This is a genomic window from Desulforhopalus singaporensis, assembly GCF_900104445.1.
Taxonomy (GTDB): Bacteria; Desulfobacterota; Desulfobulbia; order Desulfobulbales; family Desulfocapsaceae; genus Desulforhopalus_A; species Desulforhopalus_A singaporensis.
Genome location: NZ_FNJI01000015.1, coordinates 38,203 through 52,646 on the forward strand (window position 1 = coordinate 38,203; position 14,444 = coordinate 52,646).

The window sequence follows — 14,444 nt, forward strand, 5'->3', positions numbered from 1 at the left end:
AGGCCGGCTCCTGTTACAATAAAGCGGGTCACACCCCCTTCACCAGGCGGTCGGCGAATTTTTCCGGCAGCCCTAAGGCTGCTATTTTTCGCGAAGCCCTGTTCACATCGTATCCGACCCGGTAAAATTCAATGACGCTCTTGCGGGTGTCGTAGATGAGATAGGCCGCACGGGGATCTCCGTCACGGGGCTGACCAACACTTCCGGCGTTGAATATCTGGCGGTTGAGTTCGGCCACCGGCACGACCATCGAGTGTTGGGGAGATCGGATATAGATGCAGAAAAAATTTTTCCTGGTAATGGCCACCGGGACATGGGTGTGGCCGACGAAAATCACCTTGGCCTTCGTACGGGCAAAGGATGAACTGATATAGGTCTTTTCCGTGACGTAATACCAGTTTTTCGGACGATAGGGGTTGGAGTGACAAAAAACAATGTCACCGAGGTGAATGACATCTTTCATCTCGTGCAGAAACCATTTCGAACTCTTGGTCAAAACAGACCGGGTCCAGGCGATCGCTTTTTGCGCATCCCTGTCCATATGGACAGGAGTTCCCAGGGCGGCCGCATCGTGGTTTCCCAGAACCGCCAGGCAAGAGCCAAGAGAGCTCACGAGGGAAATGCACTCATTGGGATTTGCACCGTAGCCGACCACATCACCCAGGCACACATATCTGTCAACCAGGTGAACACCGGCATGCCCGACAACCGCCTGGAGCGCCTCAATATTTGAATGTATATCAGACAGTACCGCAATTCTCATGGATAACCCGGAGCGTCCAGTAGTAATCGTTTCCCGGCCAGATCCGACCCAAAACCTCTATGTTGATATAAGCAAGTTTTCACTAAATGGCAAATTGTCCTTTCCAATCCGCTCTTTTTTGACTATTGGTGAATACACTTGTCAGCAGCAGACAAGGTCCCGGACCACCCTATGGTTCCGAGCCGCTTTGTTTAAACTTCATCCGACAGCCAATCACGCAAGCCATGCTAACACCAGAAGACATCGCAATATTGAAGGAATTTTTGACCCTTACCCAGGTCCCGGAAGAGACCTTTTCCTATGAAGAGCTCCAGGGATATCTTTTCGGCATCGCCATGACTCCCGACATCATTCTGCCAAGTGAATGGGTCCCGGTGATCTTCGGTGGAACCATGCCCCAGTACCGGGATACCCGCCAGGCGGAAAAGATGTACGGCCACCTGATGAAGATCTACAACACCCTCGTCTCCCGGCACAACAGCGGCAAGCTTGTCTTTTCCTTTGACCTGGAAAACCTCGACGAAACCGACCTGGAAAACCTTTACCAGTGGATCTCAGGATTTGAAGAGGCCCTGGCGCTCAGGGAAGAACTCTGGGACCCGGAGGAGTTTAAGTGGCTGAGCGAAACAAACAAGCAGGATATCTACCACAGCCTGATGACCGTCCAGGGGCTGGTCGACCCAGCGGAAGTTGCCGATTTTACCGATACCATTCCCGAAGAGTTGTTTCGTGAGATATTCCCTGAGCAGACCGACGAACCCTACGAACGGGAGCTGCAGATCCAGTTCTTCTTCATAGCTTCGCTGCCGCTTGCCATCAAAACCCTGCAGGACCATTCGCAAAATCTGGCGGACAAAAAACGTCAACTAAAAACCAAGACGGCACCCCTTGGAAAAAAGAGAAAAAAAGACAATATTATCGAGGTCGATTTCACCAGGGGCAAAAAGTAGCCCGCTAGCACAGGAACAACAACAATCGTGGAAACAACAGCCGCCAACCCCGAACTCGACCTGGCCTTTTCATTTGTCGGTGAAACCGGATGTAATGTTTTTCTTACCGGAAAAGCGGGCACCGGAAAAACCACTTTCCTCAAGGAGTTGCAGCAAAAGTGCAGTAAACGGACGGTTGTTACCGCCCCCACCGGAGTAGCCGCAATAAACAGCGGCGGAGTGACCCTTCACTCTTTTTTCCAGCTGCCTTTCGGTCCTTTTATCCCGGGGACGCAAAGCAGCCGGCAACATAAATTCAACCGCAAGAAAAGAGACCTGATCAGAAGCCTCGACCTGCTTGTGATTGACGAAATAAGCATGGTCAGGGGCGATATTCTCGACAGCGTCGACGACGTGCTCCGCCGGCTGCGCAGATCGAGCCAGCCTTTCGGCGGGGTCCAGCTGCTGCTGATCGGTGACCTCAACCAGCTGCCGCCGGTGGTCAAAAACGATGAGTGGCGCCTGCTCGGTTGCCATTACAGCTCCCCCTATTTTTTTACCAGCAAGGCGCTGGCTGAAACCGAACTTGTCTGTATCGAACTCAAGCATATCTACAGGCAGACCGACCACTGTTTCATCGAGCTACTCAACAAGGTAAGAGACAACAAACTGGACAGCGCGGATCTGCAACTGCTCAACAGCCGGGTTGATCCGGATTTTAACGACAACGACAGCAGCGCCCCCGGATATATAACGCTCTGCTCCCACAACGCAAACGCCGACGCCATCAACCGCACGCAGCTGGAGAATCTGGACCGAAAAACCTGCCGGTTTCACGCAGAGATAGAAGGAGAATTCCCTGAACACAGCTATCCCGCACCCGAGGAACTCACACTCAAAGTCGGCGCCCAGGTAATGTTTGTAAAAAACGACAACAGCTTTGAAAAACGGTTTTTCAACGGGAAAATCGGCAGGGTAACCTCAATATCAGGGGACACCGTCTATGTCAGGTGCGAAGGAGATGATGAGGAGATCACCGTGGAACCGGTTACCTGGGACAATATCTCCTACAGCCTCGACAACGAGACGATGGAGATTACCGAGGACAAGATCGGCGCCTATATACAATATCCGCTGAAACTGGCCTGGGCGATAACCATCCATAAAAGTCAGGGACTCACGTTCGACCGCGCCGCAATCGACGCCAAGGCTGCCTTTGCCCACGGCCAGGTCTATGTGGCGCTCAGCCGCTGCCGCACCCTCGAAGGACTTGTCCTGCGCTCGCCGATCGTTCCAGGGCGGATTAAAACCGACAGAAGCGTGCTTGAATTCACCGCAACCAGCAGCAACAACATTCCAACCCCGGAGAAACTGCACCGGGCCAGGCTCAGCTACCAGCGAAGCCTGCTGCTGGACTGCTTTAATTTTGGGAGGCTCCAGGCAATTCTCAACCGGTTATGCGGCCTTGCAGAAAACAGCGGGGGGTTGCTGCGAATTGGCGGCAGCACCTCCATCGACACCCTGCAGCAGAAAGTCGCAACCGGTATTACCACGGTGGGGAGCAACTTCGGCAGACAGCTCACCAGCCTGTTCGACGACCAGGTTCCGGTCTCGGAAGACCCCGTTATTCTCGACCGCATCAACAAGGGTTCGATCTATTTTCAGGAAAAAATAAAACAGCTGCTGACTGACAAGGGTGCGCTGATAGAAGCTGAAAGCGACAACAGCGAGCTGAAGAAAAAGGCCGAAAAAAATATCAGCAGGCTGCAGGAGGAAGCGCATATCAAACTCGCGGCCGTCACCTGCTGCGAAACCGGATTTGACGCACACCGCTACCTGCGGGCCATATCCCGAGCCGGGGTGGAATCAGTACCAAAGCGCAGCACCAGTGAAACCGTGAGCTACACCGAGGAAGATATCGAGCACCACAAGCTCTACGCCGCGCTGAAGACCTGGAGGACACAAAAAGCCAAAGGTGAAAACCTCACTCCATTCCAGGTGATGCACCTGAAAACCCTCATTCAGATCGCCGCCACGCTGCCGACAACGACTGCGGCGCTGAAAAAAGTCAAGGGCATCGGCGACAAGCTGGCCGCCCGGTACGGCGACGAGCTCGTCGATATGGTCACCGACTACTGCAACCGGGAGAACATTACCGATGGTTCGGCACCCTCGCAAAAAGACGTCTCTTCGGCGTTGCAGCCTTCCGGGACAAAGAAGAAAAACACCCGAAAAGAGAGCCTGGAGCTCTTCTTAGCGGGAAACACAACAGAGCAGATAGCAAAGATGCGAAACCTTACGACCACCACGATAGAAAACCATCTGGCCTACTACATCGCCGAAAACGAGTTGTCCGTTGACTCCCTCGTTGCCCCGGAAAAAAGAGAAGAGATTGAGCATCAGCTGAAGAGCTGTCAATCCGGCAGGCTAACCGACGTCAAGGCCGCCCTGGGCCCCGGATTCAGCTATGGTGAGATCAGGCTTGTAAAAGCTCACCTGGAATCATCTTCATGAAAACGGGGGGGAACGGTGTCCGGCTCCCCCCTTTTATTGCCGTTTTGCTCGATCGTCGCTACCTGGTTTTCATGCACCATTCATAAGCGTTCTGGAACATCTTCATCCAGGGTGAGACGACCAGGTTGTTCATCTCTGCGGGCAGGTAGTGCGCCTGCCACGGCAGAAAAGCCCTCTCCGGGTGCGGCATAAGCGCGAGATGCCTGCCGTCGGCGGAACAGAGGCCGGCAAGTCCCTCAACAGAACCGTTGGGATTAAACGGGTACTGCTGGGTGGGCCGGCCATCGTCGTCCACGTACACCAGCGGTGTCATACCCTGCTGCTTCGCCTTTTCAAGGATCGCCCCGTCGGGGAAATACAACCGTCCCTCGCCATGATCCACATGGATACCGAAAACCAGGTCCTCCATGCCCTGCAGCATCATCGCCTTGGATTGCTGCACCTTCACCGTGCACCAGCGGGACTCAAACCTCTCCGAAATATTTTTCACAAACCGCGGCTGCACCTCCGGCGCAAGCCCCGGCTCCGGCACCCAGCCGAGAAGGCCGAAGAGCTGGCAGCCGTTGCAGATGCCCAGGGTGAAGGTATCTTGCCGCTGGTAAAATTGTTCAAACATTTGTTTCAAACGCGGGTTGAACAGAATGGTTGCCGCCCATCCCTTGGCCGACTCGGGCACATCGGCGTATGAAAAACCGCCTACAGCGGCCAGTCCCCTGAATCCGTCCAGGGTTATCCGCCCGGCAAGAAGGTCGTTCATGCAGATATCCCAAGGCTCAAAACCGGCGGAATAAAAAGCGGATGTCATTTCACGATCGGAGTTGGACCCTTCATCGCGCAGGATCGCCACCCTGGGTTTGTCTTCTCTTGCAAGAATCTGCGGCGCGGTCGGTTCCGGAGAAAAAGGCAGGCTATACCGGGGGCCCTTGCGCTTATAGATCGCCTCTTTCTCTTCATCGGCACAGGCCGGATTCACCTGCAGCCGCTCCAGCTGGTAACTGGTCTCCTCCCAGAATCCGCGGAGCCTGGTCATCTCTTCGTCAAGCACCGCAACACCGTTGTAGAGCGCCCGCACCCTGTCTTTTTCGGTCGAGCGTCCGATCTCGGCGTACCCGACCCCGTAATCGGCCAGTATCGCCGTTACCGCATCAAGATTCTTCTGGCTGCACTCGACAACCAGGCCGAGTTCTTCGGCAAAGAACTTTTCAAAAACCGTGGACATCCCGTCGAGGTTTATCTCAAGTCCGCAGTTTCCGGCAAACGCCATCTCCAGAAGCGTGGTTATCAACCCGCCGTCGCTGCGGTCGTGCCCGGCGAGCAGGAGATCCTGGTCAAGCATTTGCTGGATGGCGAGAAAACAGTTTTTCAACAGCTTGCCATCCCCCACGTCGGGACTTCTGTCACCCATCTGGTTCATAACCTGGGCCAGGGCGCTCCCTCCCATCCGGTCTTTGCCGCCACCGAGGTCGATAAACAGTAGCGGCGCCCCCACTTCCTTGATATCAGGGGTGATCGACCTTGTTATATCGGGCATTGCGCCATAGGTGGATATGACAAGCTCACGGGGCGACTTGACCGTTTCCTCGCCCACCATGGTCGCCATGGAAAGGCTGTCCTTGCCGCCGTCAACCGCTATGCCGACCTCGGTCATCACCCCGCGCATGGCCTCGGCCGCATCGTAGAGCGCCGCCCCTTCCCCGGCAAGCTTCGGCGCCCACATCCAGTTGGCCGAGCACTTTACCTGCTCCAGATCCTCTATTTTCGCCCATACAAGGTTGGTCAGTGCTTCACCGACAGCCATTCTCGCCCCCGCAGCCGGATCAACCACCATCTTGATCGACTGCTCGCCAATGGATGAGGCAATTCCGGTCCTGCCGAAATGCGACTGGGCCACCACCGCGACATTGCCCACCGTAAGCTGCAGGGGGCCGCAACATTGCTGGCGGGCGATCAACCCGGTAACCGCCCGGTCGACCTTGTTGGTCAGGAACCGTTTCGATCCGACGGACACCAGCCGCAACACATCACCCAGAGCGTCCGCCACACGCAACCCATCCGGCAGCTTGAGAGCAGACGACTTGAGCGGTGCCCGCGAGTCATGAAAGGTTTTCTGCGGAATTTCCCCCAGAAGGGCGGGAAGGTCTATATCCACCGGGGTGGTGTCATCCGACGCGTCGTGCACCACGAACCGCAGGTCGCCGGTCACCTCGCCAAGCACCTCGCACCCCACTTTTTCACGGTCGCAGATCGCCTGGAACTTTTCTATATTTTCGGGGCGGATGAGAAAGCCCGTTCGCTCCTGATATTCAGCCACATAGATTTCAAGGACCGACATGGTGGGATCCCCCACCCGGATATTCCTGATCTCTATCCTGCCGCCCGATTTCTCGACCAGCTCCTTCAAGACGTTGGCCGGGCCGCCGGCCCCCTGGTCATGGATCACGTCGATGAGGGTTTTATCCCCCATTTCATTACAGGCACGGATGACGCGGTTCATTTTCTGTTCCATCTCCGCGTCGCCACGCTGCACTGCATTAAAATCCAGCGCCGACTCGTTCTCACCTTGCAGCATGGAGGAGGCGGCACCGCCGCCAAATCCGACGCGATACGCCGGGCCGCCCACCTGCACGATCAGCATGCCTTTTTCCTCCGCCGATTTTTCAGTGTGACGGCCGTCGATCTGGCCGATACCGGCGGTAAACATTATCGGCTTGAGAAATCCCCACCTCTGGCCGTTCTCAAGGCGCATATCGAAGGAGCGGGTAAACCCCTGGATGAGAGGCTCGCCAAACTTATTGCCATAATCCGAGGCGCCGTTGCTCGCCTCAATTTCAATCTCAAGAGCGGAGGCAAGATTATCCGGGCAGGGGTAGTTGTGTTCCCAGGGCAGGTCGTAGCCGGGAATGTTGAGATTACCGACACAGTACCCGGCGGTTCCGGCAATAACAAACCCTCCCTGGCCGGTGCCCTGCACGTCTCTTATCCTGCCGCCGGTGCCGGTCTCCGCCCCGGGAAAAGGAGCCACCCCGGTGGGGAAGTTATGGGTCTCCGCGGTCAATAGCGGATTATAGTCGACTTTCACCGGGATAAACTGTGAAGGTTTTCCGGGGCTCCGGGGAACGATCGTATCTATTTCGTACCCTTTGACAACGCTGGAGTTATCCTTGAACGCCACCAGCGATCCCCTGGGGTTGGCATCAAGGGTCTCTCTCACCAGGTCAAAAAGCGTCTTTTGTTTCTCTTCGCCGTCAATAACCTGCCTGCCCTTGAAAAATCCGTGACGGGAATGTTCCGAATTGGCGTTATTGAGATCCATTATCTCGACGATGGTCGGGTTGCGTCCTTTTTGCCGGACAAAATAATCGTAATAGAGGTTGCGGTCCCACTCATCCATGGAGACCCCGGGCAGCTCCGTCAAACCATCGGCGCCTTTGGCGATAAGATCCACCTCGTATACGGCTTCGGGAACCACCCCCGTTTCAAACGTCGTCAACTTCTCCGGGTAGTGACACTCGGTCATACGGTCATGGTTGCGGTCGATAAACTCCTGCAGGTCGACACCTTCAGGAACGACATAACGCCTGGATCTTTCCACCCTGGTTACGACCCCCAGCCCGGTCGACTGACAGATCGAAACCATATTCGAGGACCATGCTGTGGCAAAATTCATCCGCGGGCCGACCTCGACCACCCGGTCCCCGGACAGTACCGGAGTTTCCTGGACGGTCTCGACCAGAAAGCCATCCGCCAGGATAAGCCGCAAACACCGTATTTCTTCCGGGGTAAGCGGTCTTGATGACTCGATATTATAACAGTACGCTCTTGTTTCATCGATCTTTCGATAGAGCTGTGTGATGTTCACACCCATAATGAATTCCTTTATGTTCCAAAACAGATAAATTGTGCGAAACCGCACGCGATTTACCGGAAAACGCTTCGATCCGACTCCTGACAATACCTTAAAATCCGCCACTTGCGGATTGATTACCTACCTGGTTGCACCATATCATTAAACGGTAAAAATTTCCGTATGAAATTATTTTTATTCGGCATAAATTAGGGTATAGTAACAATCGACAGCAATCAGAACCATTATCAATAGTTACCGGGCAGCGGCAGGGAAAAACCGACCACCCGGCGGAGAAAAGGAACAGATGCTGCATACGGCTATGGCGGTCTCGGATGATATCTACTTTGAGGACGCCCTGGAAAAGGTGATCGATGAATGCATCGACAAGATAGGAGCCATCACTCCCCAGGTCGGGATCGTGCTCACGTCCTGTATGGATGGCGACTTCCCGGCAATGCTGAGAAAAATCACCGACGCATTTCCAACCATTGAACTTATCGGCTGCACCACCGACGGTGAAATTACCCGGCAGTCCGGTTTTATCGAAGACTCGATCGCCCTTCTGCTGCTGGCATCGGACACCGCCACATTCGGTGCCGCGATAGCCGAGAACATTTCCATAAACGCCAAAGAATCTTTTTCCCGGGCACGGGATGAAGCCCAGCGAAAAATCGGCGGCGACCCGGTCTGCGGTTTCATGTTTCCCGACGGTCTTACAACCACCTCAACCTCCCTTGACATCTGTATCCGGGAAGTGTTCGGCGAAATTTTCCCCATCTTCGGCGGTACGGCAGGAGACCATTACACCTTCAAGGGCACCTCGCAGTTTTACAACACCGGGGTGTTTCACGACGCTGCACCGCTTCTCCTGCTTGGCGGGGAACTCAAGGTATCGGTTTCGGTGCGCAAGGGACCGGTACCCACCGGCCCCCATTACCGGGTAAACAGGTATGAGAAAAATGTCGTCTATGAGATAGACGACAAGAACGCCCTTGACTTCTACCATGAAAACATGGGCGGCTACAAGAAACAGTTTGCCCTGTTTCCCCTTGCCGTTTACCAGGAAGGCAGCAACGAATACTACCTGCGCAACCCCTACGTGTTCGACGAACGCAACAGGTTGATTCGCTTTGTCGGCAACTTCCCTGACAAATGCACAATCCGGCTGACCCAGGTGTCACGGGACTATACCTGTATTGCGGCACAACAAGCCAACCAGGAAATTCTCGACCGGGCAGAACAGGACCCCGAGATCCTGCTGCTCTTTGCCTGCACGTCCCTGAGACAACTCCTCGGCACCCGAGCCGGAGAAAAGTTCGCCCTGCTGAACACCCAGGTACAAAGTCCCTTTTTCGGATTTTACGGGTACGGGGAAATCAGTCCCCAGCGAGTCGGTCTGCCGGTTAACTACCACAGCGACAGCTACGTCATTGTCTCCCTCGACTCGAAGAGCTAATGCCCAGAGAAGACCGCACCTCCGATCCCCGCGACCTGAGAATATACGACCTTGAAAAGGAATGTGCCTACCTGCGCCGCAAGATAACCCGCATGGAGGAACAGCGGACTCGCCAGGAAAGTATCGATGACATCAACAGTTATCTGCTGAAAAAGACCAACAGCCAGCTGCAGGAGTTTCACCGGAAGGCGGAACTGGAAAACGTCTCCAAGTCAGATTTCCTCGCCAATATGAGTCATGAAATAAGAACCCCCCTCAACATCATTCTCGGCATGGCCAACCTGCTGGCCGAAACCAACCTGTCGGGGGTCCAGGCAAAGTATCTGAGCAGCCTCAGGATCACCGGCAGGCAGCTGCTGGAAATCCTCAACAACATACTTGAATTTTCACGGATAGAAGCAAACCAGATAATTTTTGACCCCGAACCCTTCAGCCTGCAGAAAATCATCAACCAGCTTGAAGCTTCCGCCTTGCCGCTATGTCTCCAGAAGGACCTCAAGTTTATGGTCAGGCATGATAAGCTGCTCATCATGGAACGGGTCGGCGACCCGCTGAAAATCTTTCAGGTTCTTCTCAACCTTGTCAATAACGCTGTCAAATTCACCCAGGAGGGCACCATTACCCTGGAGATGCGCGAGGATTTCAACAACCAGGACCACATGATCCTCAGCGTCACCGATACCGGAATAGGCATCCATGAGGACCAGCAGAAATTAATCTTCGACCGGTTTACCCAGGCCAAGACGTCATTATCCGAGCAGTACCGCGGCGTGGGTCTCGGCCTGGCCATCAGCCAGAAGCTGACCCAGACCATGGGCGGCAAGCTGGTTCTCGAAAGTTTGGTGGGATACGGTTCCACCTTCAAGTGTTGTCTGCCCCTTCCGGCGGTGGCTCCGTCCATGAGGCGGAGCATACAGCTTGACATCAACCTGATATCACCAGAGAAATTTCCCGTACTTTCAATTCTCGCCGTCGATGATATCAAGGAAAACCTGGACCTGTTCAAGGTGTATCTCAAAGATTATCCGGTCGCCGTCACCACCGCCAGAAACGGTGTGGAAGCGTTGTCCGCTTTTGACCGGGACAGCTTTGATATCATCCTGATGGACGTCCGCATGCCGGTAATGAACGGCATCACGGCGACCCGCTCGCTGAGGCGCAAAGAGCAAAAAAGAAAGCTCAGCCCGGTGGTGATCATTGCAATAACCGCCCACGCCTTTAACGAACAGAAGAACAACTTCCTCGAGGCAGGGTTTGACGGCGTGTTGACCAAACCGTTCTTCAAAAGAGACCTGGTCCAGTGCCTCTACAGGTTCACCTTGCAAAACAGCCGCATCCCAACCCCCGACAAACTGGGCAACAAGATCCTGGGTTACTGCCTGGAACACCAGCAGACAGAGCGAATTCCCGACAACCTGCGAACTATCATCCCGACCCTGATCGAGACAATATCACAGGATCTTCGAGAGATAGAAGAAAGCCTCAACGGCGGCGATACCGACAGGGTACTGCTCAAAGCCCATTCGCTCAAAGGTGTCTCAGGCATGTACGGTTTTCAAATGCTTTCGTCACTGGTGGGCGACCTTTCACAGAACATAAAAACCAGAAACCTCCTCGTAGCCGAAGAGCTGGTGGCGGCCCTGAAAGCCTATCTCAAGGAGTTCAAGGACAAGAAATCATGGCGCAGAAGGACAAATGCCTCCTGATTTCACCGTTTTTTTCGACAAAGCTTCTCCAGATACGGCCCCACCTTCGCCCAGTCCACGCATGGCCGGTTGAACCCTTCGGGATGAACCAGGGGACAGCCCACCGCAGCATCGTCAACATAGACATGGCCGTAAACCTTGGGGCTTGAGGTCCACGAATCCTGATCCGGATTGCGGTTGACACCGTACAGCGAAATATTCTTTCCCTCCAGGTAATCTACCGCCTGTTGGAGCACGTCTCCGCTGGCGCCACCGTCCGAGCGCATAGTAAATAAAATGATCCTTGCGCCGCATTTCTGCAGTCTGCCGAGCCAAAACAATGCACCCGGGACAGGCGGGCCGATCAGGGGGTATCTATGGTCAACAACAGTTCCGTCAAAATCGACGCATAAGTACATAACAACACGCTCCTTCTGCCAAAAAACAGGTACAACCCCTGGCCGAAATATTGCTGAATCACGGCTGCCGCCCTGCGGTTCTGCCGCAAAAAGCTGTACCGCAAGTTTTACACAGAAATTATTATACCATGTCGACAAACAGTTTCTTTATGCTCTGTCAATAATAGTGTATATGTGTAGTACTGACCCGTTTTTTTTAAAAAAAATAGTTATTTCCGTTTGCAATTATGTCCACATCGTACCGATTTGACAGGATGGAGTTTGCCGGTTCCCTGGGCGACCTGGGAACCCTTCTGCCGCTGGTTATGGGGATGGTTCTGGTCAATGGCGTTAGCGTTACCGGGATTTTTTATTCCATAGCGCTGTTCTACATTTTCGCCGGACTTTATTTCGCCGTTCCCGTGCCGGTTCAGCCGATGAAAGCCATCGGTGCCTACGCCATCGCGACCGGGGTAACCGCGTCCCAGATCTCGGCATCCGCCGGACTTATCTGCCTGCTGCTGGCACTGATAGGATGCACAGGGACCATAGACGTTATCGGCCGACTTATTGCCAAACCGGTTGTTCGCGGCATTCAGCTCTCAACCGGAATACTGCTGATGGTCCGGGGAATAGAGATGGTACTGGGCAACTCGTCGATGCAGCTGTCGGCTAAAGCGGCGGAACCTTTTTTCGTTTTGCAGGATATCGGCGGTGTTCCGCTGTCGATCATCCTTGGCACCCTTGGGTTGTGCATCGTTTTATCCCTGCTTGGCTCCAAACGTTATCCAGCCGCCCTGGTACTGATTCTATCAGGCGTTGCCGCCGGTCTGCTGCTGATAAAGCCCGGCCTTCTCGACCAGCTGCGGCCGAGTTTTCACCTGCCACAGCTGCTGCCTTTCGGTATTCCTGTCAAGGCGGACTTAACCCTTGCCCTCTTCGTTCTCGTTCTGCCACAGCTGCCCATGACCCTGGGCAACGCCATTGTCGCCAACGCCGACCTTTCGCACAGTTATTTTGGTGAGAGTGCGCGGAAAATAACCTACAGGTCGGTATCGCTCAGTATGGCCCTGGCCAATGCCCTCGCCTTTCTGGTCGGCGGCATCCCGCTCTGTCACGGAGCCGGAGGCCTCGCCGCCCATTACAAGTTCGGCGCAAGAACGGGCGGCTCAAACCTGATAATCGGCGCACTCTTTCTCGTTCTCGCCATATCCCTGGGACCTGAGGCGCTCACCCTGCTGCACCTGGTACCTTTTTCCATTCTCGGGGTACTGCTGATCTTTGCCGGCTGCGAACTGTGCCTCACCATACTCGATATTACGGCAAGAAAAGAGATGTTCGTTGTGTTCCTTATCCTCGCCGTCACCCTGGCCAGCAACCTCGCCTGGGGGTTCGGTGCCGGCATCCTGCTTTCATGGCTTTTCCGGTCCGGCAGGTTTTCGGTTTAAAAAAGGGACGGGATATATGGCAGGGTAAGACCGACATAAACTAGACAAATCGTCAAAGCGCAGTTATCATGAAAAAAGAGCCGGGAATCTACAGCGGTCGACAACTGGTTGTTATAGATAGAGAAATAAAACCGTTTCCCCTTTTCCCCGGCAAACGGTAAAAGGGGGTAATCCCGTGTGGCAGCCAGAGTTAACCTGAAACCCTGGCTACCGGAACAGTCCGCAATCAACCGCATCCAACCAAGGAGGTGTCCAATGGCTGGGAAAATTTTTTATCGGGAACGAACAAAATCAAAAGAAGGACAGCGCAACCCGCGTTTTAGAATTGTCGCTGTCAGCGAGATTGATCTTAAAATATTCTCCGACCACTTCAGGAAAAAAGAGTTGGAGCAACTTGCCGCCGAGACCGGCGCAGACCTGGTCGCCCTGCAGAAAGATCCGGCAAGTAAAAATGCTTCATAAAAAAAATCAGAACGCGCAGAGGTGAACAATGGCCCTGGTTAGGGAAAAAGATGGCAAAAGACTTCATGTGAAAAGTGCGCTTATGGGTGAAAGCCTGGTGAGCAAGGAGTTCATCGACAACCTTGACATCGCCCCCCAGGAACGTCTTTACCCCGATGTCAAAATAATGAAAATCGGTGGTCAGTCGATATGCGACCGTGGGATAAAGGCGTTGCCCGGAATCATCAAGGAAATCGTCAGCAACAGGACCAGACATAAGATGCTGATAACCACCGGGGGCGGCACCAGAAGTCGGCACATCTACACGATCGGTCTTGAGATGGGGATGCCAACCGGGGTAATTGCCAAATTCGGCAGCATGATCTCCGAACAGAACGCGCTCATGATAGCGACCCTGCTGTCACCCTGGGGAGGGGTGAAGATCTCCCACTCGGATATCGTAAAACTGCCCACCTACTTCTCGGAAAACATCATTCCCGTGATGCACGGAATGCCTCCCTACGACTACTTTGCCATCAAACCCAAAGTGGGTCGCATCCCCATCCACCGGACCGATGTCGGCCTTGTCATCCTGGCCGATCTGATCGGATCGAAGACCGTGCTGTTTATCAAGGATGAAAACGGGCTCTACACCGATGATCCCAAAAAGAACGAGGACGCTGAGTTTATACCGGAAATCGGTGCCCAGGACCTGCTTGACCGGGGTCAGGACGACCTGGTGATAGAAAGACCCTGCCTGGAAGTGATCCAGAACAGTGAAGTCATCGAAAATATTCAGGTCGTCAACGGGATGATCCCAGGCAACATCACCAAAGCATTAAACGGGGAACATGTAGGGACCATAATCTACAAACAGTAGCCCCTGATATCGGGTATCAGGAGGTGCTGCTCTCTCTTTCTGATTGCCGCTTTCATGGGCGATTACCTGTGAAGGCGGCTTTT

Annotated in this window: 10 protein-coding genes; 7 read left to right on the top strand and 3 right to left on the bottom strand. The window is 54.2% G+C overall.

Translation table 11 applies throughout. The annotated features are described in order from the left end of the window. Positions 1 to 28: 28 nt before the first annotated feature. A complete protein-coding gene (locus tag BLQ17_RS11605) occupies positions 29 to 763 on the bottom strand; it encodes a metallophosphoesterase family protein (protein ID WP_092222996.1) in 735 nt (244 codons plus the stop codon). Positions 764 to 987: 224 nt separating this feature from the next. Here BLQ17_RS11605 and BLQ17_RS11610 point away from each other — a divergent pair, with 224 nt between their 5' ends. Next, complete coding sequence (locus tag BLQ17_RS11610) at positions 988 to 1,713, top strand: YecA/YgfB family protein (protein ID WP_092222998.1); 726 nt, start codon at positions 988 to 990, stop codon at positions 1,711 to 1,713. Between the two features lie 27 nt (positions 1,714 to 1,740). Then, positions 1,741 to 4,206: a helix-turn-helix domain-containing protein gene (locus BLQ17_RS11615; protein ID WP_092223000.1), complete on the top strand. Its 2,466-nt coding sequence runs from the start codon at positions 1,741 to 1,743 to the stop codon at positions 4,204 to 4,206. Positions 4,207 to 4,264: 58 nt separating this feature from the next. On the opposite strand, the gene purL is transcribed toward BLQ17_RS11615, so the two are convergent. Then, the gene (gene purL / locus BLQ17_RS11620) at positions 4,265 to 8,071 is read right to left on the bottom strand and encodes a phosphoribosylformylglycinamidine synthase (RefSeq protein WP_092223002.1); all 3,807 of its coding nucleotides are present in this window, start codon (positions 8,069 to 8,071) and stop codon (positions 4,265 to 4,267) included. A 286-nt stretch (positions 8,072 to 8,357) separates the two neighbouring features. Here purL and BLQ17_RS11625 point away from each other — a divergent pair, with 286 nt between their 5' ends. Together BLQ17_RS11625 and BLQ17_RS11630 are read left to right on the top strand one after the other, a co-directional pair. Beyond that, a complete protein-coding gene (locus tag BLQ17_RS11625) occupies positions 8,358 to 9,509 on the top strand; it encodes an FIST signal transduction protein (RefSeq protein WP_092223004.1) in 1,152 nt (383 codons plus the stop codon). Continuing rightward, positions 9,509 to 11,215 carry an ATP-binding protein gene (locus BLQ17_RS11630; protein ID WP_092223006.1) on the top strand — a complete coding sequence of 569 codons (1,707 nt, stop codon included), beginning with the start codon at positions 9,509 to 9,511 and terminating at the stop codon, positions 11,213 to 11,215. The genes BLQ17_RS11625 and BLQ17_RS11630 overlap by 1 nt, the downstream gene beginning before the upstream one ends. Positions 11,216 to 11,217: 2 nt before the next feature. Here BLQ17_RS11630 and BLQ17_RS11635 read toward each other — a convergent pair whose 3' ends face one another. Next, positions 11,218 to 11,613 carry a hypothetical protein gene (locus tag BLQ17_RS11635; protein WP_092223008.1) on the bottom strand — a complete coding sequence of 132 codons (396 nt, stop codon included), beginning with the start codon at positions 11,611 to 11,613 and terminating at the stop codon, positions 11,218 to 11,220. 227 nt (positions 11,614 to 11,840) lie between these two features. Between BLQ17_RS11635 and BLQ17_RS11640 the strand changes: the two genes are divergently transcribed. The 3 genes from BLQ17_RS11640 to BLQ17_RS11650 all read left to right on the top strand — a co-directional run bounded on the left by BLQ17_RS11640 (position 11,841) and on the right by BLQ17_RS11650 (position 14,361). Further along, a complete protein-coding gene (locus BLQ17_RS11640; protein WP_092223010.1) occupies positions 11,841 to 13,040 on the top strand; it encodes a putative sulfate/molybdate transporter in 1,200 nt (399 codons plus the stop codon). A 255-nt stretch (positions 13,041 to 13,295) separates the two neighbouring features. Beyond that, positions 13,296 to 13,502, top strand: coding sequence for a hypothetical protein (locus BLQ17_RS11645; protein ID WP_092223012.1), 207 nt, complete (start codon positions 13,296 to 13,298; stop codon positions 13,500 to 13,502). A 28-nt stretch (positions 13,503 to 13,530) separates the two neighbouring features. Further along, the gene (locus BLQ17_RS11650; RefSeq protein ID WP_092223014.1) at positions 13,531 to 14,361 is read left to right on the top strand and encodes an amino acid kinase family protein; all 831 of its coding nucleotides are present in this window, start codon (positions 13,531 to 13,533) and stop codon (positions 14,359 to 14,361) included. Positions 14,362 to 14,444: the final 83 nt, after the last annotated feature.

Excerpts from the sequence above, each read along its gene's own strand:
- BLQ17_RS11605 (WP_092222996.1), bottom strand. The coding sequence starts at position 763 with ATGAGAATTGCGGTACTGTCTGATATACATTCAAATATTGAGGCGCTC.
- BLQ17_RS11610 (WP_092222998.1), top strand. The coding sequence starts at position 988 with ATGCTAACACCAGAAGACATCGCAATATTGAAGGAATTTTTGACCCTT.
- BLQ17_RS11645 (WP_092223012.1), top strand. The coding sequence starts at position 13,296 with ATGGCTGGGAAAATTTTTTATCGGGAACGAACAAAATCAAAAGAAGGA.
- BLQ17_RS11650 (WP_092223014.1), top strand. The coding sequence starts at position 13,531 with ATGGCCCTGGTTAGGGAAAAAGATGGCAAAAGACTTCATGTGAAAAGT.
- BLQ17_RS11625 (WP_092223004.1), top strand. The coding sequence starts at position 8,358 with ATGCTGCATACGGCTATGGCGGTCTCGGATGATATCTACTTTGAGGAC.
- BLQ17_RS11635 (WP_092223008.1), bottom strand. The coding sequence starts at position 11,613 with ATGTACTTATGCGTCGATTTTGACGGAACTGTTGTTGACCATAGATAC.
- purL (WP_092223002.1), bottom strand. The coding sequence starts at position 8,071 with ATGGGTGTGAACATCACACAGCTCTATCGAAAGATCGATGAAACAAGA.
- BLQ17_RS11640 (WP_092223010.1), top strand. The coding sequence starts at position 11,841 with ATGTCCACATCGTACCGATTTGACAGGATGGAGTTTGCCGGTTCCCTG.
- BLQ17_RS11630 (WP_092223006.1), top strand. The coding sequence starts at position 9,509 with ATGCCCAGAGAAGACCGCACCTCCGATCCCCGCGACCTGAGAATATAC.